25 protein-coding genes and 1 riboswitch are annotated in these 25,914 nt (G+C 63.2%); of the genes, 14 read left to right on the plus strand and 11 right to left on the minus strand.

The features are described 5' to 3' along the window. Positions 1-181: 181 nt before the first annotated feature. The 3 genes from LB547_RS27600 to LB547_RS27610 are packed head-to-tail and all read left to right on the plus strand — an operon-like array spanning position 182 to position 2,876. Positions 182-793, plus strand: coding sequence for a shikimate kinase (locus LB547_RS27600; RefSeq protein WP_140525769.1), 612 nt, complete (start codon positions 182-184; stop codon positions 791-793). Then, positions 790-1,986, plus strand: a complete 1,197-nt coding sequence (aroB, locus tag LB547_RS27605) for a 3-dehydroquinate synthase (protein WP_224655979.1) — start codon at positions 790-792, stop codon at positions 1,984-1,986. The genes LB547_RS27600 and aroB overlap by 4 nt, the downstream gene beginning before the upstream one ends. Further along, positions 1,983-2,876 carry an HlyC/CorC family transporter gene (locus tag LB547_RS27610; RefSeq protein ID WP_140558088.1) on the plus strand — a complete coding sequence of 298 codons (894 nt, stop codon included), beginning with the start codon at positions 1,983-1,985 and terminating at the stop codon, positions 2,874-2,876. The genes aroB and LB547_RS27610 overlap by 4 nt, the downstream gene beginning before the upstream one ends. A 47-nt stretch (positions 2,877-2,923) precedes the next feature. On the opposite strand, the gene LB547_RS27615 is transcribed toward LB547_RS27610, so the two are convergent. Genes LB547_RS27615 through LB547_RS27625 form a run of 3 tightly spaced genes read right to left on the minus strand, consistent with a single transcriptional unit; the run spans position 2,924 to position 7,758 of the window. Next, positions 2,924-4,468 (minus strand): SpoVR family protein, encoded by a 1,545-nt coding sequence (locus LB547_RS27615; protein ID WP_140500756.1) that lies wholly within the window; start codon positions 4,466-4,468, stop codon positions 2,924-2,926. A gap of 10 nt (positions 4,469-4,478) precedes the next feature. Beyond that, the gene (locus LB547_RS27620; RefSeq protein ID WP_140500757.1) at positions 4,479-5,789 is read right to left on the minus strand and encodes a YeaH/YhbH family protein; all 1,311 of its coding nucleotides are present in this window, start codon (positions 5,787-5,789) and stop codon (positions 4,479-4,481) included. Positions 5,790-5,808: 19 nt separating this feature from the next. After that, the gene (locus LB547_RS27625) at positions 5,809-7,758 is read right to left on the minus strand and encodes a PrkA family serine protein kinase (protein ID WP_140500854.1); all 1,950 of its coding nucleotides are present in this window, start codon (positions 7,756-7,758) and stop codon (positions 5,809-5,811) included. A gap of 339 nt (positions 7,759-8,097) precedes the next feature. Between LB547_RS27625 and LB547_RS27630 the strand changes: the two genes are divergently transcribed. Beyond that, positions 8,098-8,904 (plus strand): alpha/beta hydrolase, encoded by an 807-nt coding sequence (locus LB547_RS27630; protein ID WP_140763173.1) that lies wholly within the window; start codon positions 8,098-8,100, stop codon positions 8,902-8,904. 55 nt (positions 8,905-8,959) lie between these two features. Here LB547_RS27630 and LB547_RS27635 read toward each other — a convergent pair whose 3' ends face one another. Then, a complete protein-coding gene (locus tag LB547_RS27635) occupies positions 8,960-9,262 on the minus strand; it encodes a BolA family protein (protein WP_140560160.1) in 303 nt (100 codons plus the stop codon). Positions 9,263-9,445: 183 nt separating this feature from the next. Between LB547_RS27635 and LB547_RS27640 the strand changes: the two genes are divergently transcribed. The 4 genes from LB547_RS27640 to LB547_RS27655 all read left to right on the plus strand — a co-directional run bounded on the left by LB547_RS27640 (position 9,446) and on the right by LB547_RS27655 (position 14,111). Continuing rightward, entirely contained in the window at positions 9,446-10,066 is a 621-nt protein-coding gene (locus LB547_RS27640; RefSeq protein ID WP_140500760.1) for a J domain-containing protein, read from the plus strand. 123 nt (positions 10,067-10,189) lie between these two features. Then, the gene (gene cobS / locus LB547_RS27645) at positions 10,190-11,176 is read left to right on the plus strand and encodes a cobaltochelatase subunit CobS (protein ID WP_140500761.1); all 987 of its coding nucleotides are present in this window, start codon (positions 10,190-10,192) and stop codon (positions 11,174-11,176) included. A gap of 11 nt (positions 11,177-11,187) precedes the next feature. Beyond that, the gene (cobT, locus tag LB547_RS27650) at positions 11,188-13,086 is read left to right on the plus strand and encodes a cobaltochelatase subunit CobT (protein ID WP_140560161.1); all 1,899 of its coding nucleotides are present in this window, start codon (positions 11,188-11,190) and stop codon (positions 13,084-13,086) included. Continuing rightward, the gene (locus LB547_RS27655; protein ID WP_140500763.1) at positions 13,083-14,111 is read left to right on the plus strand and encodes an esterase-like activity of phytase family protein; all 1,029 of its coding nucleotides are present in this window, start codon (positions 13,083-13,085) and stop codon (positions 14,109-14,111) included. The genes cobT and LB547_RS27655 overlap by 4 nt, the downstream gene beginning before the upstream one ends. A gap of 62 nt (positions 14,112-14,173) precedes the next feature. Here LB547_RS27655 and LB547_RS27660 read toward each other — a convergent pair whose 3' ends face one another. From LB547_RS27660 to rpmB, 3 genes are all read right to left on the minus strand, one after another. Beyond that, entirely contained in the window at positions 14,174-14,878 is a 705-nt protein-coding gene (locus LB547_RS27660) for a spermidine synthase (RefSeq protein WP_140763176.1), read from the minus strand. Positions 14,879-14,881: 3 nt separating this feature from the next. After that, positions 14,882-15,565 (minus strand): queuosine precursor transporter, encoded by a 684-nt coding sequence (locus LB547_RS27665; RefSeq protein WP_140500765.1) that lies wholly within the window; start codon positions 15,563-15,565, stop codon positions 14,882-14,884. 163 nt (positions 15,566-15,728) lie between these two features. Further along, positions 15,729-16,025 carry a 50S ribosomal protein L28 gene (gene rpmB, locus LB547_RS27670; protein ID WP_140500766.1) on the minus strand — a complete coding sequence of 99 codons (297 nt, stop codon included), beginning with the start codon at positions 16,023-16,025 and terminating at the stop codon, positions 15,729-15,731. A 251-nt stretch (positions 16,026-16,276) separates the two neighbouring features. On the opposite strand from rpmB, the gene LB547_RS27675 reads away from it, so the two are divergent. Genes LB547_RS27675 through LB547_RS27685 form a run of 3 tightly spaced genes read left to right on the plus strand, consistent with a single transcriptional unit; the run spans position 16,277 to position 18,678 of the window. Further along, positions 16,277-17,065 (plus strand): DUF3108 domain-containing protein, encoded by a 789-nt coding sequence (locus LB547_RS27675; RefSeq protein WP_140500767.1) that lies wholly within the window; start codon positions 16,277-16,279, stop codon positions 17,063-17,065. Positions 17,066-17,092: 27 nt separating this feature from the next. Next, the gene (locus LB547_RS27680) at positions 17,093-18,007 is read left to right on the plus strand and encodes a DMT family transporter (protein ID WP_140525410.1); all 915 of its coding nucleotides are present in this window, start codon (positions 17,093-17,095) and stop codon (positions 18,005-18,007) included. Then, a complete protein-coding gene (locus tag LB547_RS27685) occupies positions 18,004-18,678 on the plus strand; it encodes a lysoplasmalogenase family protein (protein WP_140525411.1) in 675 nt (224 codons plus the stop codon). Before LB547_RS27680 ends, LB547_RS27685 begins: the two co-directional genes overlap by 4 nt. Positions 18,679-18,693: 15 nt before the next feature. Here the strand turns inward: LB547_RS27685 and LB547_RS27690 are convergent, their stop codons facing one another. Further along, the gene (locus LB547_RS27690) at positions 18,694-19,134 is read right to left on the minus strand and encodes a cupin domain-containing protein (RefSeq protein WP_140584031.1); all 441 of its coding nucleotides are present in this window, start codon (positions 19,132-19,134) and stop codon (positions 18,694-18,696) included. Between the two features lie 23 nt (positions 19,135-19,157). After that, on the minus strand, positions 19,158-19,925 hold the full coding sequence (gloB, locus tag LB547_RS27695; protein ID WP_140560165.1) for a hydroxyacylglutathione hydrolase: 768 nt from the start codon (positions 19,923-19,925) through the stop codon (positions 19,158-19,160). Positions 19,926-20,078: 153 nt separating this feature from the next. Between gloB and LB547_RS27700 the strand changes: the two genes are divergently transcribed. From LB547_RS27700 to LB547_RS27710, 3 genes are all read left to right on the plus strand, one after another. Beyond that, the gene (locus LB547_RS27700) at positions 20,079-20,867 is read left to right on the plus strand and encodes a class I SAM-dependent methyltransferase (RefSeq protein ID WP_140500772.1); all 789 of its coding nucleotides are present in this window, start codon (positions 20,079-20,081) and stop codon (positions 20,865-20,867) included. A gap of 139 nt (positions 20,868-21,006) precedes the next feature. After that, a complete protein-coding gene (locus LB547_RS27705; RefSeq protein WP_140584033.1) occupies positions 21,007-22,830 on the plus strand; it encodes an ABC transporter ATP-binding protein/permease in 1,824 nt (607 codons plus the stop codon). 105 nt (positions 22,831-22,935) lie between these two features. After that, the gene (locus LB547_RS27710) at positions 22,936-23,739 is read left to right on the plus strand and encodes a DUF1194 domain-containing protein (protein WP_140633307.1); all 804 of its coding nucleotides are present in this window, start codon (positions 22,936-22,938) and stop codon (positions 23,737-23,739) included. Between the two features lie 111 nt (positions 23,740-23,850). Here the strand turns inward: LB547_RS27710 and metW are convergent, their stop codons facing one another. Both metW and metX read right to left on the minus strand, forming a co-directional pair. After that, on the minus strand, positions 23,851-24,465 hold the full coding sequence (gene metW, locus LB547_RS27715; protein ID WP_140500775.1) for a methionine biosynthesis protein MetW: 615 nt from the start codon (positions 24,463-24,465) through the stop codon (positions 23,851-23,853). Between the two features lie 58 nt (positions 24,466-24,523). After that, positions 24,524-25,693 carry a homoserine O-acetyltransferase MetX gene (gene metX / locus LB547_RS27720; protein WP_140763179.1) on the minus strand — a complete coding sequence of 390 codons (1,170 nt, stop codon included), beginning with the start codon at positions 25,691-25,693 and terminating at the stop codon, positions 24,524-24,526. 119 nt (positions 25,694-25,812) lie between these two features. Beyond that, positions 25,813-25,890: riboswitch (SAM riboswitch) on the minus strand. Positions 25,891-25,914 lie beyond the last annotated feature (24 nt).

The raw sequence follows: 25,914 nt of genomic DNA on the forward strand, positions 1-25,914 counted from the left end.
CGTTTCCAAACCCTGTGCCCTTATGGGACGCCAATCCGGCCAATTCAAGCAAGAAGCTGAAGCGCGCCGGCAACTTCCAATGCAGCCGGTTCCTCGCTCGCGGGAGGCCAGCCTGCCTCAGTGCGCTTGACGCAACCGGGCTTTTCATGTCGATACGCCGGCAAAGAGGGCTTCGAGGCTGATGAACGCGCTACCAGCAAATCCTCCGGGCGGGAGCCATGCCGCGCTGCTGGGCAGGCTCGGCGGCCGCTCCATCGTCTTTGTCGGCCTGATGGGCGCCGGCAAGACCGCGATCGGCCGCAAGGTCGCCACCGTGCTGGCGCTGCCTTTCATCGACAGCGACCAGGAGATCGAAAGCGTCTCGCGCATGACCGTTCCGGAACTGTTCGAACGCTATGGCGAAACGGAGTTCCGGGCGCTGGAGCAGCGCGTCATCCTGCGCGTGCTGGAAAACGGCCCGCAGGTGCTGTCGACCGGCGGCGGCGCCTTCATGAACGCACAGACGCGCGAGGCGATAGCGGCACATGGCGTGTCGGTATGGCTGAAGGCCGAACTCGACCTTTTGATGGACCGGGTCTCCAAGAAACAGAACCGGCCGCTGCTGAAGAGCCCCGATCCGCGTGGCGTGCTCGAGCGGCTGATGAGTGAACGCTATCCGGTCTATGCGACATCGGACGTCACCGTGCCGACCCGCGACGACCGCAAGGAAGTCATCGCGGCCGAGGTGGTGGAGGCGCTGTGCCGGCATTTCGATATAGCCCAGACAACTCCCGCGGGCGAGGTCGAACCATGAGCGCCGCTGCTGCCGTTACCGTCGAGGTCGGACTTGGCGAGCGGGCTTACGACATCCTGATCGGGCCGGGGCTTTTGTCGCACGCCGGCGCCGAGATGTCGCGCCGCCTGCCGGGCCGACGCGCCGCGGTCGTGACCGACGAAAACGTCGCGGCGGCGCATCTCGATACGCTGAAGGCCGGCTTGCTCGAGAGCGGCATCGAGCCCGCCGTGATCACGCTGCCGCCCGGCGAGAAAACCAAGAGTTTCGCGCATCTCGAAGAGGTGGTGGACGGCGTCCTGGCCGCGAAGTTGGAACGCGGCGACGTCGTCATCGCCCTCGGCGGCGGCGTTATCGGCGACCTGGCCGGCTTTGCCGCCGGCATCGTGCGCCGCGGCATGAACTTCGTGCAGATCCCGACCTCGCTCCTGGCGCAGGTCGATTCCTCGGTCGGCGGCAAGACCGGCATCAACAGCGCGCGCGGCAAGAACCTGGTCGGCGTCTTCCACCAGCCGAAGCTGGTGCTGGCCGATACTGGAGTGCTCGACACACTGCCGATCCGCGAATTTCGCGCCGGCTACGCCGAACTCGCCAAATACGGGCTGATCGACCGGCCCGAATTCTTCGCCTGGCTGGAGAAAAACTGGGCCAGCGTGTTCGCCGGCGGACCGGAGAGGGTAGAGGCCATCGCCGAGGCCTGCCGCGCCAAGGCCGATGTCGTTGCCCGCGACGAGTTCGAGACCGGCGACCGCGCGCTGCTCAATCTCGGCCACACGTTCGGCCATGCGCTGGAGGCCGCCACCCGATATGACGGCGCCCGCCTCGTGCATGGCGAGGGGGTCGCCATCGGCATGGCGCTGGCGCATCGCTTCTCGTCGCGGCTCAACCTGGCCAGTCCTGACGCCGCGGCGCGCGTCGAGGCGCATCTCAACACGGTGGGACTGCCGTGGCGGATGGCCGACATTCCGGGCGAACTGCCCGACGCCGATGCGCTGCTTGGCTTCATCACCCAGGACAAGAAAGTGTCGCGCGGCGCGCTGACCTTCATCCTGACGCGCGGCATCGGAGAGGCTTTCATCGCGAAGGACGTGCCGGCCTCGGAGGTGCTGTCGTTCCTCAGGGAGAACCACCCGAGCGCGACGGAAGGCCGGCAAGGAAGCCGCCGGGATAGGCAAGAGAGCCGTCCGGACAGGCAAGGAAGCCGTCCGAAATGAATGGGGCCGGCTGGATCGTCATCGCTGTCCTTGCCGTCCTCATCGTGTTGGCCGTCGCCATGCGCACGCGCCTGCTTGCCGCTTTCGGCTATGAACTGTCGCGCATCGAGCCGCAGCGTTCGAGCGGGGACGAGCTGCGCGGCGCCGTCGACGATTTCCGCCGTGACGGCCAGGTGGTGCGCGAGGAGCGCGATCGCATCGGCGGGTTGTTCGACCTCGAGGAGCTCGAAGTCTCCGACGTCATGGTCCACCGAACCAATATGCGCTCGGTCAACGCCGACAATGCGCCGGAAGCCGTGGTGCGCGAGATCCTGCAGAGCCCGCACACCCGCATGCCTTTGTGGAAGGGGTCGCTCGACAACATTGTCGGCGTGCTGCACGCCAAGGACCTGCTGCGCGCGCTCAACGATGTCGGCAACGACTTCTCCAGGATCGATGTGATGAAGATCGCGTCAAAGCCCTGGTTCGTGCCCGATACGACGACATTGCAGGAACAGCTCAACGCCTTCCTGCGCCGCAAGGCGCATTTCGCCGTCGTCGTCGACGAGTATGGCGAGGTCGAGGGGCTGGTGACGCTGGAGGACATCATCGAGGAGATTGTCGGCGAGATCGCCGACGAGCACGATGTCGACATACAGGGCGTCAAGCAGGAGGCGGACGGTTCCGTCGTCGTCGACGGAACCGTGCCGATCCGCGACCTGAACCGGGCGCTCGACTGGGACCTGCCGGACGAGGAGGCAACCACCATCGCCGGCCTGGTCATCCATGAGACGCAGTCGATCCCCGAGGAGAAGCAGGCCTTCACCTTCCACGGCAAGCGTTTCATCGTCATGAAACGCGACAAGAACCGCGTCGCCAGGCTCAGGATCAGGCCGGCAGGCGACAGCTGAACGGTCCATCGTGTCGCAGACACGCACAACCGCGTCATCCCTGATGCTCAACAGTCCTTGGTCGAGCGTTCGCCGACCATTGCGTCGGTGTCGGCGTCGACGGCCGCCAGGCTGACTTCATAGCCCCAGAGATGCCGGATGTGGCGAAGGGTCGCGTCGCGGCTGTCATTCTCCAGCACGACCCCATTCTTCACCTTGTGCTGTAGCCGCAAATGCCGGTCGCCGAGCAGGTCCACGTCCACAACCTGGATGTCGGGCCGGCTCGCGCCCACATCATAGCTGTGGGCCAGCGCGGCGCGTATGTTGTTGTAGCCGCGCTCGTTGTGGATCGATGCGACTTCGTAGTGCGGTTGGTCGGCTCCATCGGCCAGGACGAAGAGCCGCCATTTTCGTATCAAGGTCGGGCTGAGATACTGGCGAATGAAGGATTCGTCGCGGTGGTTGGCCCAGGCGTCGAGCAGCGTCTCAAGCCAGTCGCCACGGCCGGCTATGTCCGGGAACCAGTCGCGATCTTCGGCTGTCGGCTCGGTCGAGATGCGCTGAATGTCCTGCATCATGTCAAGCCCGAGCGCGTAGGGGTTGATGCCGGAAAACCGCTGGTCGTCGAAGGATGGCTGGAAGATCACGTTCGAGTGGTTGCGCAGGATTTCGAGCATCGCGCCTTCGGTGATCCGGCCACGGTCGAACAGCATGTTCATGAGCGTGTAGTGCACGAAAGTGGCGCAGCCTTCGTTCATCACCTGGGTTTGCCGCTGCGGGTAAAAATACTGCGCAATGACGCGGACGATCCTGAGGATCTCGCGCTGCCAGGGTTCGAGGACAAGGCTGTTCTTCTCAAGGAAATAGAGCAGGTTTTCCTCGGGCAGATTGAGCGATTTCTTCCGCTCCGACACGCCTTCATCGCCCGCTTCGGAGTTGTCGGCGTCCTGCGCGGGCGGCAGGGTGCGCCATAAGTCATTGTAGGAACGCTCCTCGTATTCGAGGCGCTCGCGAAGTCCCTCGCGCTGCTGCTCCGACGACAGTTTCGGCGGCCGGTGATACCGGAACACGCCTTGCTCCATCAGCGCGTGTGCGGAATCGAGAATGGCTTCCACGGCAGCCAGGCCGTGCCGCTCCTCGCACCGGGCGATGTAGCCCTTGGCAAAGTCCAGATAGCTCAGGATTCCTCCGGCATCCGTCCATTGGCGGAAAAGGTAATTGTTCTTGAAGAAGTGATTGTGTCCAAGTGCTGCATGGGCGGTCACCAAGGCCTGCAGCGCCATGGTGTTTTCCTCCATCAGGTAGACGATGCAGGGATTGGAATTGATGACCAATTCATAGGCCAGCCCGCGACCGCCTTTGCGATAGAGAAGCTCGTTGTAGAGGAAATGCTTGCCGAACGACCAATGCCGGTACATCAGCGGCATGCCGACCGACGAGTAGGCGTCGAGCATCTGCTCGGAAGAGATGACCTCCATCTGCACCGGATAGGTGTCGAGATGAAGCTGGTCGACCGCAATCGCCTCGATCTCCTCATAGACCCGCGACAGCTTTTTGAAATCCCAGTCGGATCCGGAGAAAAGCAACCCCGATTTGTTGGCCTGGCCAGCCATCCGGCACCCCTTACGCGCTCTTGGCCATAGCCGGCTGCCTGGCGAAAAGCTGGCGAAATACCGGGTAGATATCGGCCGGAGCGGCGATGCGCCTCATCTGGAAGTTCGGCCATTTTTGCTCGACGGCGCTATAGGCGCGCCAGAGCGAGGTGCCATTTTCGGTCGAGCCGAAAATATGACTTTCGCGTTCGTCGATGATCTCCACATAGGCGAAATACTGGCACAGGCGCATGAGCTTGCCATGGAGCAGTTCTATGCAGCGCTGCGAGTCGGTGGCGAAATTGTCACCATCCGAAGCCTGGGCGGCATAGATGTTCCACTCCGTGGCCGGATAGCGTTGTTCTATGATGCGTTGCATTTCCTCCAGCGCGGTGGAAACAACCGTGCCTCCGCTTTGCGTGCAGTAGAAGAATGTCTCTTCGTCCACCTCCTGGGCCTCGTGCGTGTGGCGGATGAAGACGATCTCCGTGCGCTCATAGCGTCGGGTCAGGAACAGGTGCAGCAGAACGAAGAAGCGCTTGGCCAAATCCTTCTCGCGCTCGCCCATCGACCCGGAGACGTCCATCAGGCAGAACATGACGGCGCTGGCATTCGGCACCGGCTGCGGGTCGAAGCGATTGAAGCGGATGTCGACGGGATCGACAAAGGCAATACGCTTTCGGCGGCGCTCCAGCCGCTCGAGTTCCTCCCGCAAAGTCAAGATGCGTTCGCGGGTCGCGGCGTTTGGCGGCTTCGATTCCAGTTTGGCGAGCTGCTGGAGGATCGCATCCAGCTCCGGCTGCTTTGGGCGCCCAAGCGCGATACGGCGGGCGTGGCTGTTTCGCATCGTGCGCCCGACATTAATGTTGGTCGGTGATCCTGTTGCCGCGAAACCTGCCCGCCTTGGCTTGAATGCGAGTATCTGCTTGAGATTGAGCTTGACTAGATCCGGCAGTTCGAGATCCTCGAAAAAGAGGTCGAGAACTTCCTCGCGCGAAAGCACGAAGCGAAAGTCGTCCTCGGATGCCGTGTTTCCCGGCGACGAGGAACCTGCGCCGCCCTGCCCGGGTTTGGGCACCAGGTCACCGGGAATGAACGTCCTGTTTCCTGGCAGGATGTGCTGGCGCTGGCCACTGTCCCTGGCATCGCTGAAGGTCGGTTCGCTGGTGCCTCTGTGAGGCATCGGCACGGCATGCCCGCTGTCCACATCGGCGATCCGGCCCGTCCTTATCTGGTCACGGATGCTCCGCTTGAGTTCTTCCCGCGCGCGCCTGAGAAAGCGCTGGCGATTGCCCAGGTTCTTGTCCTTCGGATTGAGGCGGCGGTCGATGAAGATCGGCATGGAACCATCCGGGCTTTTCTCAGCCCGCCTTGTTCACGCGCATGTACCAGTCGACCAGCCGCCGTACCTGCCGCTCGGTGTAGCCGCGTTGCACCATGCGCTGCACGAATTCATTGTGCCGCTTTTCCGTGACGCTGTCCTGCTTGGAGCCGAAACTGATCACCGGCAGAAGATCTTCGACCTGGCCGAACATGCGCTTCTCGATGACCTCGCGCAGCTTTTCGTAGCTTGTCCATGACGGGTTGCGGCCGTGGTTGCGTGCCCGGGCACGCAGCGTGAACTTGACCACTTCGTTGCGGAAATCCTTGGGGTTGGCGATGCCGGCCGGTTTTTCGACCTGCGACAACTCCTTGTCCAATATCTCGCGATTGAGGATCTGGCCCGTATCGGGATCCTTGTAGTCCTGATCTTCGATCCAGGCATCGGCATAGGCGATGTAGCGGTCGAATAGGTTCTGGCCATACTCGCTGTATGATTCCAGATAGGCCTTCTGGATCTCGTGGCCGATGAACTCGGCATAGCGCGTCGCCAGTTCCGACTTGATGAATTCGAGATAGCTCGCTTCCGTCTCCTTTGGGAACTGCTCGCGCTTGATCGCCTCTTCCAGGATGTACATCAGGTGCACGGGATCCGCCGCGACCTCGTTGGTGTCGTAGTTGAATGTCTGCGACAGGATCTTGAAGGCGAAGCGCGTGCTTACGCCGGTCATGCCCTCGTCGACGCCGGCGGCGTCGCGATATTCCTGAACCGACTTGGCCCGGGGGTCGACCTCCTTGAGGTTTTCGCCGTCATAGGCGCGCATCTTGGTGTAGAGCGGCGAATTGTCGTGCTCGGCAAGACGGGTCGAGACCGTGAACCGGCTGAGAATATCCAGCACTTCAGGTGCGCAGGGGCTGCCGGCCAGCTCGCTCTCGCGCAACAGTTTCTCGTAAATATGCCTCTCCTCGGTGATCCGAAGGCAATACGGCACCTTGACCACGAGGATGCGGTCGAGAAAGGCCTCGTTGTTCTTGTTGTTCTTGAACTGTTGCCATTCCGATTCGTTGGAATGGGCAACGATGATGCCCTGATAGGGGAATGCGCCGAAATTCTCGGTGCCGTTGTAGCTGCCTTCCTGGGTCGCCGTCAGCAGCGGATGCAGGACCTTGATGGGCGCCTTGAACATCTCGACGAATTCGAGCAGGCCTTGCGTGGTCCGGTTCAGCCCGCCGCTGTAGGAATAAGCGTCCGGATCGGACTGGCTGAAATCCTCCAATTGCCTGATGTCGACCTTGCCAACCAGAGCCGAGACATCCTGATTGTTCTCGTCGCCAGGCTCAGTCTTGGCTATAGCGATCTGGCGCAGCCGCGAGGGCATCAACTTCACCACGCTGAATTTGGAAATGTCGCCAGACAATTCATCAAGCCGCTTGGCCGCCCAGGGCGAGATAATGCCGTTGAGGCGACGCCGGGCTATGCCGTATTTGTCCTCCAGCAGGTCGCCCATGCGATCGGGATGGAACAGGCCGAGCGGCGATTCGAAAATCGGACTGATCTGATTGCCGGCCTTAAGCGTGTAGATCGGGCGTTCCTCCATCAGTTTCTTCAGCCGTTCGGCCAGGGAGGACTTGCCGCCGCCGACAGGCCCGAGGAGATAGAGGATCTGCTTGCGCTCCTCGAGCCCTTGGGACGCATAGCGGAAATAGCCGGCGATGCGCTCGATCGTATCCTCCATTCCGTAGAAATCGGAGAAGGTGGGATACACCTTGACCGTGCGGTTGGAGAAAATGCGGCCGAGCCGCTCGTCCTTGCTGGTGTCGACCAGGTTCGGCTCGCCGATTGCCTCGACCATCCGTTCCGGCGCCGAGGCATACATTGACTTGTCTTCCCGGCAGGCAAGGAGATACTGCTGGAGGCTTATTTCCTCCTGGCCCGCGTTTGCATAAATCTCCGAAAACAGATCGAAGACGTCGGACTGGTTCTCACCCATGATGGTTGCCCTCAGAGCCATTCTGGCTGCCGCCCGGCTCATCTCATTCAACTACCGGGATGCATTGTGGTTCCCTCCACATTGGAGAGAGCGTGTATCTGCATCGAACTTGGACAGCACACAGTTACAATGCTCGTCTGATATCTCAGGTGGTGATGGCCAGAGGAGACCGTCAAGGGCAAATATCGATTTCGTGAACCGAACGGCAAAGCGAGTGCATTGATGCGGCTGGTACGGTGTTGAATCAGATCGTTGAGCACTCCCAAGTCTAACGGGATGCTCGTGGTGCGTGCGGGCATTCCTCGTCTACATATCGGGCCCAACGATCGGGAGATTGCGATGATCGATCGACGAGGCCTTATTCTGGTCTCCGCGGCGGCGATGTTGCCATTGGGCACATCGGCCGCATGGGGCCAGCGCCAACCCGTGCCGACAACCTTCGATTACGGGCCGGCCAAGCTCGATATCTATGCGCCGGATGGCGCACGCGGATTGCCGGTCGTCTTCTTCGTCCATAGCGGCGCCTGGCGCTCCGGCAAGCGCTCGCAGGTCAACGCGAAGCCGGCCTTCCTGCTCGCCAACGGGTTTTGCCTGGTCTCCATCGACTATCGCATGCTGCCCGAAGCGGAGGTCGCCACCCAGGCCGACGATGTCGAAAAGGCCTATGCCTATGTCCGCGCCAACATTGCCCGGCATGGCGGCGATGCCAGGCGGATCGTGGCCATGGGCCATTCGGCCGGTTGCCACCTCGTTGCGCTGACCGGCATGCGTGGCGGTCTACCGGGTGTCGCCGCGCTGCTTCTCGACGACACCAGGGCCTATGACCTCACCGCGCTTGCCAGGAATGGCGGCATGGCGGGGGCCTATGCGCGGGCCTTCCCCGATCCCGCGCAATGGGCGGCGTTGTCGCCGGCCAGTTATGTAGATGGCCGCAAGCACCCACCGACCTTCATCGCCTACTCAGGCGCTTCGGGCCGGGACGGGGACTCCAAGGCGTTCGCCGAGCGCTTGCGCGCCACCGGCACCAAGGTGACGCTGTTCGACGGCAGCGCCTATACGCACATGTCGATCAACCGCGATTTCGGCGAGGATGGCGACGCCTTGACCGGGGCGGCACTGGCATTCCTGAAATCGGCGGTTGGGTGATTGCGGCATCGAAACGGAGCTCTGAACGTCACCGCGAGGAGCGAGGAGGACCGGCCTACCAGCGCGTCTTTTCGCCGGGAGCCGCCGGTTCGATCGCCAGCGCGTGCAGGCCAGCCTTCAATTCGTCGGCCAAAAGCGCGTTGACCGCGCGGTGGCGCTCGATGCGGCTCATGCCGGCAAAATCCTGCGAAACAATGCGGACGCGGAAATGCGTCTCGCCGGTGCCGTCGAACGTAGCCTGGTGGCCGGATTCCACATGATGATGGCCGGCGTGCAGATGGCTTTCGTTGATGACGACCAGCCGCTCCGGCGAAAATGCCTTGCTCAACTTGTCTTCCATGGTTGCCTGTATGGACATTGCCGTCTCCCTTCACCACATATCGCCAGCGGGATCGCGGAAGCCGAACCGACTTCGTTGCATGTCGCGCTTCAACAAAATCGGTCCTTCGCCTGCTTTATGCCGCGATTCAGCGGTTAGGGCGATCATCGCGAAAATGTCAATTCTTGTTTCGCATCTGCGAACGCCCCATAAATGGGTTAGATGAAGCCGTATCCCAAATATTTCGAGAAGATCCGCATCCGCCAGGAGAAGGACGCGGAGCTGAAGTCGCACGCGCCGATCTGCCAGTGGGATGGCTGCAAGGAGGCGGGCACCCATCGCGCTCCGGTCGGGCGCATGAAGGAGGGCGAGTATTTCCGCTTCTGCTTCGACCATGTGCGCGAGTACAACAAGGGTTTCAACTATTTTTCCGGCGTTCCGGACACCGAGGTCGCCCGTTTCCAGAAGGAGGCGATGACCGGCCATCGGCCGACCTGGAAGATGGGCGTCAACGGCGCCTCGACGCGCTCGTCTCCCGATATGGCGCAGATGCGCTCCGGCCGCGCCGGCTACTACAACCGGATGCGCGACCCGTTCGACCTGTTCAAGGGGCCGAAGGATCCCCGGGAGGTGCGCGAGCGCAAGGCCAAGCCGCTTGAGGCCAAGGCGCTGGAAACGCTTGGCCTTGATACAAAGGCGACTGGCAAGGAGATCAAGGCGCGCTATAAGGAACTGGTGAAGCGTCACCATCCGGATGCGAATGGCGGCGACAGAGGTTCGGAAGACCGGTTCCGCGATGTGCTCCAGGCCTATCGCGTGCTCAAGCAGGCGGGTTTGTGCTGAGCGACCCAACGGTTCGTGTCGTTTTCCAACTTTCATAAGGGTGGAAAAGGCTCTAAGACCGCCCCCGGAGAAAATCGATTGCCGGCGAAATCAGTCGTTTCGCCCGTGGAGACGTGGATAGAGATGAACAAGGTCGATCGCGACATCGCCAACCTGCCCGACACCACGGTGTCGGTGAAGGACAAATTCGGCTTCGACTCCAAGATGGTGGTGCCGGCCTATTCGGTCACCAGCGAACATGTGCCCGACATCGATCCCGACTATCTTTTCGACAAGGCGACGACGATGGCGATCCTCGCCGGCTTCGCCTACAACCGGCGCGTCATGGTCTCGGGCTATCACGGCACCGGCAAATCGACCCACATCGAGCAGGTCGCGGCCCGCCTCAACTGGCCTTGCGTGCGCGTCAATCTCGACAGCCATGTCAGCCGCATCGACCTCGTCGGCAAGGACGCGATCGTGGTCAAGGACGGCTTGCAGATCACCGAATTCCGCGACGGTATCCTGCCTTGGGCTTATCAGCACAATGTGGCGCTGTGCTTCGACGAATATGACGCCGGCCGTCCGGACGTGATGTTCGTGATCCAGCGCGTGCTGGAATCGTCGGGTCGGCTGACGCTGCTCGACCAGAGCCGCGTCATCCGTCCGCATCCGGCGTTCCGGCTGTTCTCGACCGCCAACACGGTCGGGTTGGGCGACACCACCGGCCTCTACCACGGCACCCAACAGATCAACCAGGCGCAGATGGACCGCTGGTCGATCGTCACCACGCTGAACTACCTGCCGCACGACAATGAGGTGAACATCGTGCTGGCCAAGGCCAAGCACTATCGCGACGGCAAGGGCAAGGACATCGTCAACAAGATGGTGCGCGTCGCAGACATGACGCGCTCGGCCTTCATCAATGGCGATCTGTCGACCGTGATGAGCCCGCGTACCGTCATCACCTGGGCGGAGAATGCCGAGATCTTCGGCAATATCGGCATGGCGTTCCGGCTGACCTTCCTCAACAAATGCGACGAACTGGAGCGCTCGGTGGTGGCCGAGTTCTACCAGCGCGCCTTCGGCGAGGATCTGCCGGAGAGCGCCGCCAATGTGGTGCTGGGCTAAGCAGAGCCTCGATGGCGGGTCCGGGCGACAATACGCGCAACAAGTCGAAGACGGGCTCTGAAGCCGACAGCTTCAAGCGTGCTGTCACCGTCTGCATGCGCGCCATCGCCGGAGACAAGGAGCTGGAAGTCGGCTTCGCCAAGGACCGCCCGGCGCTCGCCGGCAGCCGCGCCCGGCTGCCGGAATTGCCCAAGAAAGCGTCCAAGGCCGACATAGCCATCACCCGCGGCCTCGGCGATTCCATGGCGCTCAAGCGCGCCTGCCATGACGTGCGCATCCACAGCAGACTGGCGCCGGAAGGCAAGGCGGCCCGCGCCATCTACGACGCGGTCGAACAGGCGCGCGTCGAGGCGATCGGCAGCCGCGCCATGCAAGGGGTCGCCGACAATATAGGCTCGATGCTGGAGGACAAATACGCCAAGGCCAATCTCGTCGACGTCAAGGACAAGGCCGACGCCCCGATCGAGGAGGCGCTGGCGTTGATGGTGCGCGAGAAACTGACCGGCCGGCCGATCCCCAAGAGCGGCGAGCGGCTGGTCGAGCTCTGGCGCCCCTGGGTCGAGGAAAAGGCGAGCGCCGACCTCGACGGGCTGTCGTCCAAGCTCGACGACCAGCAGGCCTTCGCCCGCGTCGTGCGTGAAATGCTCGCCTCCATGGAAATGGCCGAGGAACTCGGCGACGAGCAGGAGACCGAAGACTCGGAGGACAATGACGATAACCAGCCGCAAGGCGAGGAACAGAGCGAGGAAGGCGGCGAGGACGATTCCGGCTCCGAACAGTCGCAGTCCGAGGATGCCGAGGCTTCCGCTGACGACGAGCAGTCGGCCGAGACCGAAGCCTCCGACGCCACTGCCGACGATTTGTCCGACGACGACGATGCCGATGCCGAGACGCCCGGCGAGGCGCGCCGCAACGACAACCCTTTCACCAACCTGCCGAAGGAGATCGATTACAAGGTCTTCACGTCAGCTTTCGATGAGACGGTGGGGGCGGAGGAGCTTTGCGAGGAAGAAGAACTCGACCGGCTGCGCGCTTTCCTCGACAAGCAACTCGCCAACCTGTCCGGCGTCGTCGGCCGGCTGGCCAACCGTTTGCAGCGCCGCCTGATGGCGCAGCAGAACCGGTCGTGGGATTTCGACCTGGAAGAGGGCTATCTCGACCCGGCACGGTTGGTGCGCGTCGTCATCGATCCGATGCAGCCGCTGTCTTTCAAGCAGGAGCGCGACACCAAATTCCGCGACACGGTGGTGACGCTGGTGCTCGACAATTCGGGTTCCATGCGCGGCCGGCCGATCACCGTGGCCGCCACCTGCGCCGACATTCTGGCGCGCACGCTGGAACGCTGCGGCGTTTCGGTCGAGATTCTGGGCTTCACCACACGCGCCTGGAAAGGCGGGCAGGCCCGCGAGAAGTGGCTGAAGGACGGCAAGCCGCCGAATCCGGGTCGGCTGAACGACCTGCGCCACATCATCTACAAGTCGGCCGACCATCCCTGGCGGCGGGCACGGCGCAATCTCGGACTGATGATGCGCGAGGGCCTGCTCAAGGAAAACATCGACGGCGAGGCGCTGCTGTGGGCGCATAACCGGCTGATCGCCCGGCCGGAGCAGCGCAAGATCCTGATGATGATCTCGGACGGCGCGCCGGTCGACGATTCGACGCTGTCGGTCAATCCAGGCAATTATCTCGAGCGCCATCTGCGCGCTGTCATCGAACTGATCGAGACGCGTTCGCCGGTCGAGCTGCTTGCCATCGGCATCGGCCATGACGTCACCCGCTATTACCGGCGCGCCGTCACCATTGTCGATGCCGAGGAACTGGCCGGCGCCATGACCGAGCAATTGGCTTCGCTGTTCGCCGAGGAAAGCGCACGCGATACGCGGCGCGGCGGCATGCGGCGCGCCGGATGATCTTTTCGCACGGCGGATTTCGACAAGCACTTTTCGCCGCCATCGCCCTGTTTGCCGGTGCAGCCCCGGTGCCATCCAGTTCGGCCGGCGCGACCTCGGTTGAACCGGTCGAGGTCTTAGCCCGCCCGATCACCGAATTCCGTATAGGCCGTGCCGACAAGCAATTCGGTCCGCTCGAATTCGTCGGCGGGCTGGAGATGACGTCGCCGTCGCGCGATTTCGGCGCGCTGTCGGCCTTCCGTTTCCTGAAAGGCGGTCGCGACTTCGTCGGCGTCGCCGATACCGGATTCTGGTTCTTCGGCACCGTGACCCATGATGCGGACAAGCGCCCGTCAGGCATCGGGGACTTCCGCATGGAACAGATGGTCGATGCATCGGGCCAGCCGATCGACGAGAAATCGGAAGTCGATGCCGAGGGGCTTTCCGTCAAGGACGGCATTGCCACCGTGGGTTTCGAGCGCAACCATCGCGTCGCCCAGTTCAAAATTGGCCCCGACGATATGAAGGCGCCGTTCAGGCAGATGGATTTCCTGGTTCCGGCATGGGAGCTGCGCCGGAACCGAGGCTTCGAGACCGTCACCCACGCCAATGCCAATGGCCGCCACCAAGGCGGCCTGGTCGTGGTGTCGGAAAAGAGCTTGGACAAGGCCGGCAACATCTATGCCGCCATCATCGAAGGTCCGCACAAGGGCGTCTTCACCGTCAAGCGCAACGGCGATTTCGATATCACCGATGGGGCTTTCCTGCCGGATGGCGACCTTCTGCTGCTGGAGCGCAGTTTCACGATGGCAGGAGGCCTCAAGATGCGGCTGCGGCGCATTGATGGCGAGACCGTCGAGAAGGGCGCGGTCGCCGACGGTCCGGTGCTGCTGGAAGCCGATATGGGTTACCAGATCGACAATATGGAAGGGCTCGACGTCTGGAAGCGCGAAGACGGCGCGCTGATGGTGTCGCTGATCTCCGACGACAACCACTCGATCCTGCAGCGCAATCTCTACCTGGAATTCATTTTGCACCAGGACTGATTTGGCGCTCCAACTGCGAAGCTGAAGTTGAAGGTATTCAACGCCGGCTTCGATTTGGTCGACTATTCATCAAATGACGGCGTCCGCTCAGGTCGCGAGCCGTTGGTGGCGATCCAGATGACATGGCGCGCGCCGCGCTTGCCGTTGGCGCGCGTGCTCACCTCCTCGATCGCGAAACCTGCCTGCTTCAGCCGCCGGGTGAAGCCGCTGTCCGGCCCTTGCGACCACACCGCAAGCACGCCGCCAGGCTTCAGTGCGATGCGCGCTGCCGCCAGGCCTTGCAGGCTGTAAAGCGCGTCGTTGGATTTGTGAACGATGCCGTCCGGGCCGTTGTCGACATCTAGCAGGATGGCGTCCCATGCCGCGGGCCGGGGTCTTATCAACTGCCCGACATCGGCCTCCCGAACGATGACGCGCGGATCGTCGAGGCAGCCACCAAACAGCTCGGCCATCGGCCCTCGTGCCCACGCGACGACCGCCGGCACCAACTCCGCGACAGTGATTTCGGCATTCTCGCCCAACTCGGCGAGAGCGGCGCGCAGCGTAAAACCCATGCCAAGCCCGCCGATCAGCATTCTCGGCTGTCTGCGGCCGGCGATCCTCCGACAGGAGAGCCTGGCCAACGCTTCTTCCGAGCCGCTGAGGCGGCTGTTCATCAACTCGTTGGTGCCCAGCATGATCGAGAATTCGGAACCGCGCCGCTTGAGCCGAAGCTCCTGCGCGCCATCCGGGGTTTTCGCGGAGTCCAGCTGGATCCAGGGAATCACGGCCTAGACCGCAGCAACAGCCGGCTGGCTCCAGCGGGCGGCGAGCAGCCGATAGGGGATCAGTGCCACGACGGCGATGATCAGCTTCACGCTGAGGTCGCCAAGCGCCCAAGAGACCCAACGCATGGCCTCGACCGGCAGCACGCCCATCAGCGGCGCCGTTTCCAGCGCAAAACTGTCGCTTGGGCCAACGAAGGCGAAAGCCGCGGAGAAAGCGACGCTGAAGAACACGACGGTGTCGAACACCGAGCCGACCAGCGTGCCGACGATCGGCGCCCGCCACCAGCTCTGTCGGCGCAGACGGTTGAACACGGTCACGTCTAGCAATTGCGCGGTGAGGAAGGCCGCGCCGGACGCCGCCGCGATGCGCACCAGCCGGTCGGCGGCGGTCTCGAACTCGATGAAACCATGGCGGAACAGGAAGGGCGGCACGAGGACCGAGCAGACCACCGCCGTCATGAAGCCGACAAAGACGATCCGGCGCGCCACGGCAGGCCCGTAGCGGCGGTTGGCAAGGTCCGTGACCAGAAAGGAGAACGGGTAGGTGAACGCGCCCCAGGTGAGCAGGTCGGCCAGCGACAAGCCGCCGATCCGACCCTGCATCGGGAACTGCACGAGGATATTCGATGCCACGACGACAAGCGCCATGGCGGCCACGAAGGGCAGGTATCGCGAGAAGGAAGTCATTTTTTTATCCTGGGTAATGGAACCAGCGGAGCGTCATGCCGAAACCGGATCGCGCTCGCTTTGTTCGAGCATCGGATTTCCGAAACCGCCTTGCGGACGGCGACCCGATGTCCAAGGCCAACAAGAGGTTGGCCAGGGCGGTTGTCCCCCGCCTGAAGGCAGTTTACGCGGCAGCCTGCTCGGCGAGCTTCTTGGCGATCTGCTTCTTCAAGAGGCGCGCGCGCTGCGACAGCTCCTTGACGTCAGCCTTGGCCAGGAAGGCGTCGAGACCGCCGCGATGCTCGACCGAACGCAGCGCGTTGGCGGAAATGCGCAGGCGCACATTCTGGTTCAGCGCTTCCGAAATCAGCGTCACATTGACGAGGTTCGGCAGGAAGCGACGCTTGGTCTTGTTGTTGGCGTGGCTCACATTGTTGCCGGTCTGGACTGCCTTGGCAGTGAGTTCGCAGGTGCGGGACATGGTTCTAACCTTCAGTTCTCTCGGGGACCTGCCAAACCTTCGTGCCCACGCCGGGTGGCGCGCGGTTCTGGTCAAGCGGCCTTATGGAAAAAGTTGGCGTTCCATAGTTGCATTTCGCCCATGCGTCAAGCTCCAGCCTGGCCCAGCGGCATTTCATACTAAGGCCGGAATTCGTCGTATAAGCGGTTCCATAGGGACATGCCAGACCGGAGTTGTCCGCCTCCGGTTGAAATCAAGGATCCGATCGCGCCATGCTTCGCTTGCCCCATGCCCTTGCCGCCGCGCTGGCCGTCGCCTCGCCGTCGCCTGCGACGGCCGCCTCGCCGCAGTCCTTCAGGGGCGAATACACAGTGTCGTTTCTGGGCCTTTCTATCGCGAAATCAAGCTTTTCAAGCCATTATGAGAACGGCGTCTACTCGATCGACGGCAGCGTTTCCGCGGCCGGTCTCGCCAAGCTGTTCGATGACACGCGCGGCACGATCTCGTCCAAGGGTACGATTTCGGGCCAGAAGATGGTGCCGCAGGCGTTCCGCGCGGACTACACTTCCGGCAAGAAAGCCTCCGCCATCGACATTCGTTTTGCCAATGGCAACGTCATCTCGACGACGGTCGTTCCCGCGCCGGAAAAGCGCGATCCCGACAGTTGGGTGCCGCTTGGCGCCGGCGACCTGGCATCGGTGCTCGATCCGATGGCGGCAACCGTCATCCATGCCGGCAGCCTCGACAAGGTCTGCGGCCGCACCGTGAGGCTGTATGACGGCGAGATGCGCGCCAACCTGACGCTGAGCTACGCTTCAAAAGGGTCGATCTCGGTGCCCGGCTACAAGGGCGACACCGTCACATGCCGGATGGGTTTCGAGCCGGTGGCCGGCTACCGCAAGGGCCGCAAGGCGCTCAACTACCTCAAGAACAAAAGCCGCATAATGGTGACATTTGCGCCGCTCGGCCAAACCGGGGTATATGCGCCGATCCGCGCGACGGTCGGGACGCAGATCGGCACCTTGACCATCAGCGCCAGGCGTTTCGAAGCAATACAATAAGGCGCCACGCGCGCCGCTGGAGACAGAATGGGGCGCGCGACACTGATCGGCTTTTCGGCCGTGGCCATGTGGGCACTGCTGGCGTTGCTTACGGACGCATCCGGCAAGGTGCCGCCGTTCCTCTTGTCGGCGATCACCTTCTCGATCGGCACCGGGGTCGGGCTTTTCGCGCGCCTTTTCATGCCGGCCGCGGATAAAAGCCAGAGGATACCTCGCCAGGTCTGGGTGATCGGCATTGCCGGCCTTTTCGGCTACCACTTTTTCTACTTCACCGCGCTGCGCAACGCGCCGGCGGTGGAGGCCAGTCTGATCGCCTATCTGTGGCCGCTGCTGATCGTGCTCGGCTCGGCGCTGATGCCGGGCGAGCGGCTGGCCTGGAACCATATCGTCGGCGCGCTGCTTGGCCTTGCCGGCACCGTCCTCATCGTCACCAAGGGCGGCGGCCTCGCCTTCGACGCGCGCTATGCCTTCGGCTACGCCATGGCTGCCGTCTGCGCCGTGCTGTGGTCGTCCTATTCGCTCCTGTCGCGGCGTTTCCCGTCAGTGCCGACCAGCATCGTCACTTGGTTCTGCGCGGCGACCGCGCTGTTGTCGCTTGCCTGCCATCTGGCGCTGGAAGAGACGGTGCTGCCCGCGAGTGCCGGGCAATGGCTTGCCGTGCTCGGGCTCGGCCTGATGCCAGTGGGGGCAGCCTTCTATGCCTGGGATGTCGGGGTCAAGCGCGGCAACATCCAGGTGCTGGGCGCGGCAAGCTATGCCGCGCCGCTCCTGTCGACGCTGGTGTTGATCGCGGCCGGCGTCGCCGAACCGTCGCTGCGCATCCTCGCCGCTTGCGTGCTCATCACCGGCGGCGCTGCCCTGGCGGCAAAATCGCTGTTCCTGCGCAAGCCTGCGGCTGCCGAAGGCGGAGCCGGGGCATCCGAAGGCGGAGCCCGGGCATGACGATGCCGTTTCCGGGCGGCATCGACGGCAACGCCAATGCGACGCTGATCTTTTCCCTGGTGGCGGCGGTTGTCTACGCCTTCACATCAGGCATGGCGCCGACGCTCGCCCGTTCGGCGGCAAAAACGCTCGCCGTGGCCATGCTTGCCGTGCTGGCGGCGATGCAGGGCGGGCCGCTGCTGCTGGTCGCCGCCCTTGCACTGAGCGCCATCGGCGACGCCTTCCTGTCGCGGGATGGCGAAAAGATGTTTCTCGGCGGGCTGGGCAGCTTTCTCGCCGCGCATATCGTCTATGTCGTGCTGTTCCTGCGCAGGGGCGAGGGGCTGGGAGTGCTGGGGGCCGAACCCTGGCGCGCGGCAATCGCACTGGCGATGGCGGTATTCGTTATTCTCATGCTGGCGGCGCTGTGGCGCCGCGTCGGCCCGGCCCTGCGAGCGCCGATCGCGGGCTATGTCGCGGCCATCCTCGCCATGGGCATTTCGGCGCTGACGACGAGCAGTGCCGCTGTTATCGGCGGTGCCGTGCTGTTCATGGCGTCCGACGCGCTGCTGGCCACGGAACGCTTCCTGGCGGCCGCCATTTCGCCACATCGCGCCTGGATGCGTTTGGCGGTCTGGGTGCTTTACTACGCCGCGCAGCTCGTGATCACGCTTGGTTTCCTGCTGCGCTAAGGGTTTCCGGCTGCGTCAGAGCTGTTTAGGCCGCCAACCAGGCTCCGCCAGTTCAAACGCCGCAAAGTCGAAGCCCGGCGCCACGGTGCAGCCGACCAGGGTCCACTCGCCCAGGCTGCGCGCCGATTGCCACCAGCCCGCCGGCACGACGATTTGCGGCCGCTCGCCGGCCGCAAGCTCGATGCCGAGCACCTGCTCGATCACCCGGTTAGCCTTTGGGCCGCCTTCTTCCCATATCGACAGCGCCAGCGGCGCGCCGGCGTAGAAGTGCCAGGCCTCGGCTGCATCCCTGACGCGATGCCAGGCGGAAACCTGGACCTGCTCCAGCAGAAAATAGATCGCCGTCGAGTGGCCTCGAGCTCCGCCGCCACCGTCGCGAAAGGTTTCCGTGTACCAGCCGCCTTCCGGATGCGGCTTCATGCCAAGGATGGCGATGATTTCTGCGGAACTCGTCATGGTTTCGACCAGTGTCGCTTGGCCTAGAAATTATCCTTGCGCTTGCGGATCTCGGCAAAAACCTCGACATCCGACGCCTTCTCCATGCCGAGATGCCTGCGGATTGCCGGATCGTGCCAGCGCAGGAAAGGGTTGGTCGACAATTCCTCGCCGATCGTGGTCGGCAGCGTCGGCTTGTTATCGGCGCGCAGCGCTTCAATTTTTGCCGCGCGTTCCTTCAATGCCGAATTGGTCCGGTCGACGCTCAGCGCGAAACGGGCGTTGGCGAGCGTGTATTCGTGCCCGCAATAGATCACGGTCGCGGCAGGCAGTGCCGCGAGCTTCTTCAGGGATCCATACATCACCGGCGGCTTGCATTCGAACAGCCGCCCGCAGCCGAGCGCGAACAGCGTGTCGGCGGTGAACGCCACTTTCGATGCCGGCAGGTGATAGGAGACGTGGCCGGCGGTGTGGCCGGGGGTGGCGATCACTTCGATGCGCTCCTCGCCGAGATGCAGGATCGAACCGTCCTCGACAGTGTCGTCAATGCCGGGAATCTTGGCCTTTTCGGCTTCGGGACCCACGATGCGCAGCTTGAAGCGCTGCTTCAGCGCCAGATTGGCCTCGACATGGTCGGCATGGTGATGCGTGGTCAGGATCATCGTCGGCGTCCAGCCGGTGCGCTTGACCGCAGCCAGGATCGCCGCTTCTTCCGGCGCATCGATAAGCGCGGTCTGACCGCTTTTGGGGTCATGCACCAGCACGCCGAAATTGTCGCTGCGGCACATGAACTGTTCGATTTCGACCGCCATCGCATCTCTCCATCTTTCGCCGCAGACATAGGACGCCGACGCGCGGATGTCATCCCGGAGATGACTAATGTCAGGATGTCATTCGACATCCGGGATCTCGGGACGTCGCGGCCTTTTGTTGAAACCCGCCGATATCGCGGCTACATCCCTGACATGCATTCCGACATCGTCGATCTCCGCTCCTTCTATTCGACAGCGCTCGGTCGCTTCGCCGAGCATTCGATCACCATGGCCTTGTCATCGATATGGGCCACCGTGCCCAATGAGCGGCTTGTCGGGCTCGGCTACACCTTGCCTTGGCTGGAACGGTTCGGCAGCGACGCCGAGCGGGTGTTCGCCTTCATGCCGGCGACGCAGGGCGCCGTGGTCTGGCCGGCGGCGGGACCGACGGCGACGGCTCTGGTTTTCGACGAGGAACTGCCGCTGGTCGATTCCTGCATCGACCGCATGCTGCTCGTGCATTCGCTCGAGCATGTCGAAAACCCGCGCGAAACGCTGAACGAGATCTGGCGCGTGCTGTCGCCGGCCGGCCGGGTGGTCATCGTCGTGCCCAACCGGCGCGGCGTCTGGGCGCGGTTCGAACATACGCCGTTCGGCAATGGCAGGCCCTTCTCGCGCGGTCAGCTCACCGAATTGCTGCGCGAGGCGAATTTCACGCCCGCCGCCTGGTCCGACGCCCTGTTCTTTCCGCCATCGCGGCGGCGTTTCATGATGCGCTTCCACAATATGCTGGAGCGCGCCGGCCGGCGGCTGTGGCCGATCTTCTCCGGCGTCATCGTGGTCGAGGCGCAGAAGCGGCTCTATCAGGGCGTGCCGGCCGCCCAGCGCGCTTCGCGACGCGTTTTCGTGCCGGTGCTTTCGCCGCATGCAGCAACGCGGCTCGGCCGGCGAATAGAGACCGGGGCCACGACATCGCCGAGTCCGCGAATGACACCTTCGTGATCATGCCGGAAACTTGCGCCGGACGGCATTTCGCGACCTATCTGTCGCTGACGGGCTCGCAGCCTGGCTGAGTGACCGGTGGCGTCACTACACTTCATCCGGTTTTCAGCACCGCTTTTGAACGCAAGGACTTCAGCTCATGGCCGATTATCCGGACAATGATGCCTCTGCCCGGCCTATCGCTGCGGTCGAAGCTTCGAGCCTGCGTGATCAGGTGGCGACGATCAAGCTGGCGCTTGCCGGGTCGCCGGTCCGCAAAAGGCTACGCTGGGCCTCCATCGGAATGGTTGCCGTCATTGTCGCGACCTCGATCGGCCAGGTTCTGCTCAACCGCTGGAACCAGCCTTTCTACGATGCGCTTGCACGTCGCGACATGCAGGCCTTCCTGCACCAGCTCGCCATTTTTGCCGCCATTGCCGGTGGGCTTCTTGTGCTCAATGTCGGCCAAACCTGGCTCAATCAGACGATCCGGCTGAAGCTGCGCGAGGCGCTGACGCTCGATCTGATCAATGGATGGATGCGGCCGGCGCGCGCCTTTCGCCTGGCGCATGCGGGCGCCATCGGAGTCAATCCCGACCAGCGCATGCAGCAGGATGCGAGCCATCTTTCCGACCTGTCGACGGATCTTGGCGTGGGTCTGCTGCAATCCTTAATCCTGCTCATCTCCTTCGTCGGCGTGTTGTGGGAGCTGTCCTCGGGCTTCGTCTTCCATGTCGGCGGGACATCGCTCGCCATACCGGGCTACATGGTGTGGGCGGCCATCCTCTATGCCGGAACGGCTTCCTGGCTGAGCTGGCTGGTCGGACGGCCACTGATCCACCTCAACAGCGACCGCTACACACGCGAGGCGGAGCTGCGTTCCTCGATGGTGCGCGTCAACGAGAACATCGATGCCATCGCGCTCGCCCGAAGCGAGCCCGATGCCAGGCGGCGGCTGGAAACCGACCTGGGCACCGTGCTCGGCGCCATGCGACGCATCTATAACGCCCAGATCAATCTCGCCTGGGTGACGGACACCTATGGCTGGATCACCGTGGTGGCTCCCATCCTGGTCGCTTCGCCGGTCTATTTCGCGGGCGATATCAGCTTCGGCGGACTGATGATGGCGGTCGGCGCCTTCAATCAGGTCCATTCTTCATTGCGTTGGTTCATCAACAATATCGGCAGCATCGCCGATTGGCGCGCGACGCTGATGCGCGTCGCCGATTTCCGCATTGCGCTGGATGAGACCGATGTGCTGCACGACCAGGAAAGGCGCATCGAATTCGGCGAGAATGCAAACGGCAAGCTGACCTTCGAGAAACTCGAAGTGGCCTCGCCGGGGGGCTGCACGAGGCTCGCCGACCAGCATGTCGAGATCCACGCCGGCGAACGCGTCATGCTCACCGGCGAGCCTGGCGCGGGCAAGACGCTGTTCTTTCGCGCCATTGCCGGCCTGTGGCCGTGGGGGAGCGGGCGCATCGGCATGCCGGCGGGGGAGGTGCCTATCTTCGTGCCGCGCACGCCCTACTTCCCAACCGCCACGCTGCGCGAAGTGCTCGACCGCGTGGACGGGGTTGCGCCGGCAAGCGATACCGATATCTCGGCCGTGCTGGCCGAGATCGGCCTGGAGCGCCTGTCGTCGTCGCTCGACCGTAGCGCGCGCTGGGAGCATGAACTGGCCGACGACGAACTGCGCCTGCTGGCCTTCGCCCGGCTCGTGCTGCGGCAGCCGAAATGGGTGATCATCGATGAGGCTCTCGATGCCTTCGACGGACCGACACTGCGGCGGGTCCTGTCGACGCTGGAGAAGCGGCTGGGCGGGGCGACGATCCTCAATATCGGCCGCGGGCAGCACAACAATCAGTTCTTCCCGCGCGCGCTGACCATCGTAAAGGCGTCCAGCGTGCCGGCCCTGAAGCCCGCGCGTATAAGGGCAGGCGCGATCGAGCCGCCGCCGGCCGCTCCTCGCCGCAAGAAATAGCACTTCCGGCATCTGTTCGGGCTGGCCCGCGGCACGCCATGCGGCAGCTTTATTTCGCCGTGATCGCGACGGAAGATTGCGGCGGAAACATCGCTTGAGCCGGCCATGCTTGATGCTCTCAGCCTGCTTGCCTGCCTGGCCTGCACCGAGGCCGCCGTGACTGCGCCTGCGCCGGATAGTCTGGCCGTTGATGTCCAACTGGTGCTGGCGGTCGATATCTCATTGTCGATGGACGAGAAGGAGTTCGCCCTGCAGCGCGCCGGCTATGTGGAGGCGCTGCGTCATCCCGACTTCATCAAGGCGGTCCGCGCCGGGAACGCCGGTCGCATCGCGCTCACCTATTTCGAATGGGCCGGCACTGTGCGCGACGACGCGCTCATCGGCTGGCAGGTCATCGACGGCGCCGAGAGCGCTAACGCCTTTGCCGACAAGATAGCGGCTCGTCCGTTCCGCAGCTTCCGCGGCACGTCGATCTCCGGCGCGCTCGCCTTCGGCGCGGGGCTCTTCGACCGCACCGCTTACAAAAGCGAACGCAGCGTCATCGATATTTCCGGTGACGGACCGAACAATATCGGGCCGCCCGTCACCGCCACGCGGGATGCGGCAAACGCCAGAGGCATCGTCATCAACGGCCTGCCGATCCTGATCAATCCATCGCCCACCTTCAGCCACCTCGACCGGTATTACGCCCAGTGCGTCACCGGCGGGCCGGGCTCCTTCGTGCTGCCGATTTATACAGCCGCCGAATTTTCGACGGCAATCCGGCGCAAGCTGATTCTCGAAGTGAGCGGCGTTCAGAACGAGACCAGGATCATTCCCGCCGAAGCCGAGGCTCCGATCGACTGCCTGCAAGGCGAACGCGACAGACGGTTCTTGTCGGATCCGTATTTCCCGGAGCTCGATCGCTGAGCCTTCGCCGGGCTATGCGTTCCAACCTGCTGATGACCTTCGTCGCAGAGATCAGCCTGCAGCTCGACTTCGCCCGAAAAGGGGGTGTCATAGCCACCTCCGGGATGGCCCTTATCGCTTCAACAAGAACACCGCCTGCTGGCCGAAGAAGTTCCAGAACCACCATGGCATCGACAGGCCGATCTTCTGGCCGTTGGCGTCGAGCGCGGTCGCCCTTTCCACGGTCGCGCCAAGCTCCTCGCACAGATTGACGAAGTCGCGGATGGTGCAGAAGTGGATGTTCGGCGTGTCGTACCAGGAATAGGGCAGGTCCTTGGTCACCGGCATGCGGCCCTTGACGAACAGCGACAGGCGCACCCGCCAGTGGCCGAAATTGGGGAAGGAAACGATGGCGTGTTCGCCGATCCTGAGCAGTTCGTCGAGAACGAGCTTCGGGTTGCGGGTCGCCTGCAAGGTCTGCGACAGGACGACGAAATCAAAACCCTTGTCGGGATAGAATTCAAGATCCTTGTCGGCGTCGCCCTGAACGACGGAAAGGCCGCGCGCCACGCATTCGTTGACACCGCGCTGCGACAGCTCCAGTCCGCGGCCGTCGATCTGCTTGGTTTCCTGCAAAAGCTCGAGCAGCGAGCCGTCGCCGGAGCCGACGTCCAGCACCCGCGATTGCGGCGGGATCAGACCGGCGATCACCTCGAGATCGACGCGCTGGGCGCGGTTGACGCTCATGGCTTGCCCCTTGTCGTGGTGCGTGACCCTTGATGGACAGGTCTGCAATTTTGCGGGGTCATGCGCCGAGCCCTCTCGCTCGCGCGGCCGAGCCGATGAAGCCATTGATGGCGGCGAACAGTTCCGGCTCGTCGAGCAGGAAGGCGTCGTGCCCGCGATCGGTCTCGATCTCGACGAAGGACACCGACGCGCCGGCGGCATTCAGCGCATGGACGATCGAGCGGCTCTCCTCGGTCGGGAACAGCCAATCCGAGGTGAACGACACCAGGCAGAAGCGGGTCTTGGTGCCGGCAAAAGCATCGGCCAGCCTGCCGCCGTGGTCGGCGGCGAGGTCGAAATAGTCCATGGACCGCGTCATATAGAGATAGGAATTGGCGTCGAAGCGGTCGACGAAAGTCATGCCCTGGTGACGCAGATAGCTCTCGATCTGGAAATCGGCGTCGAAGCCGAAGGTCAGCGCTTCGCGGTCCTGCAGGTTGCGGCCGAACTTCCGGTGCAAGGCTGCTTCCGACAGGTAGGTGATGTGGGCGGCCATGCGCGCCACGGCGAGCCCCTTTTCCGGGCGTTTGCCGTGGTCGAAATACTTGCCGCCATGCCATTCGGGGTCGGCCATCACGGCCTGCCGGCCGACCTCGTGGAAAGCGATGTTCTGCGAGGAATGCCGCGCGCCGGTGGCGATCGGCAGCGCCGAGAAAACACGCTCCGGATAGCTCGACGCCCATTGCAGCACCTGCATGCCGCCCATCGACCCGCCGAGCACGCAAAACAGTTTTTCGATGCCGAAATGATCGATCAGCATCTGCTGGGCACGCACCATGTCGCGGATGGTGATGACCGGAAGGTCGAGCCCATAAGGCTTGCCGGTGGCGGGATTGGTGGATGCCGGGCCGGTGGAACCGAGGCAGCCGCCGATGACGTTTGAGCAGATGACGAAGAAATGGTTGGTGTCGATGATCTTGCCGGGGCCGATCAGCACTTCCCACCAACCCGGCTTGCCGGTCACTGGATTGGTGCTGGCCACATGCTGGTCGCCGGTCAAAGCGTGGCATACGAGAATGGCGTTGGAACGGGCGTCATTCAGCGTGCCGTAGGTCTGGTAGGCGATCTGGAACGGCGACAGCAGCGTGCCGGCGTCGAGCTTGAGCGGCTTGTCGGCGCCGAAGCGCACGACCGGACTCGACGGTTGGTCTGCCTCGTTGTTGGTTCTGCCAGCGCGCTGAGCGGCCATCTCGTCTCTCTTGCTGCACCCTTGCCTTGCGGAAATCGCTGCCGATCTCCGCGCCGCCGACGCGTTCGTCCGGCCGGCCGCGGACAATAAAAAACCGGCATTGCCTTCGCAAAGCCGGTTACGTCGCGCAAACGGCCCTTTAGCGAATTGTTTAACGTGGCTGCAAGCCGACCGGCCAAATCACCACGGAACTGTCGCTGCCCTTCTAGAACTCACCTGCC

The organism is Mesorhizobium sp. B264B1B, assembly GCF_020165765.1.
Classification (GTDB): Bacteria; Pseudomonadota; Alphaproteobacteria; order Rhizobiales; family Rhizobiaceae; genus Mesorhizobium.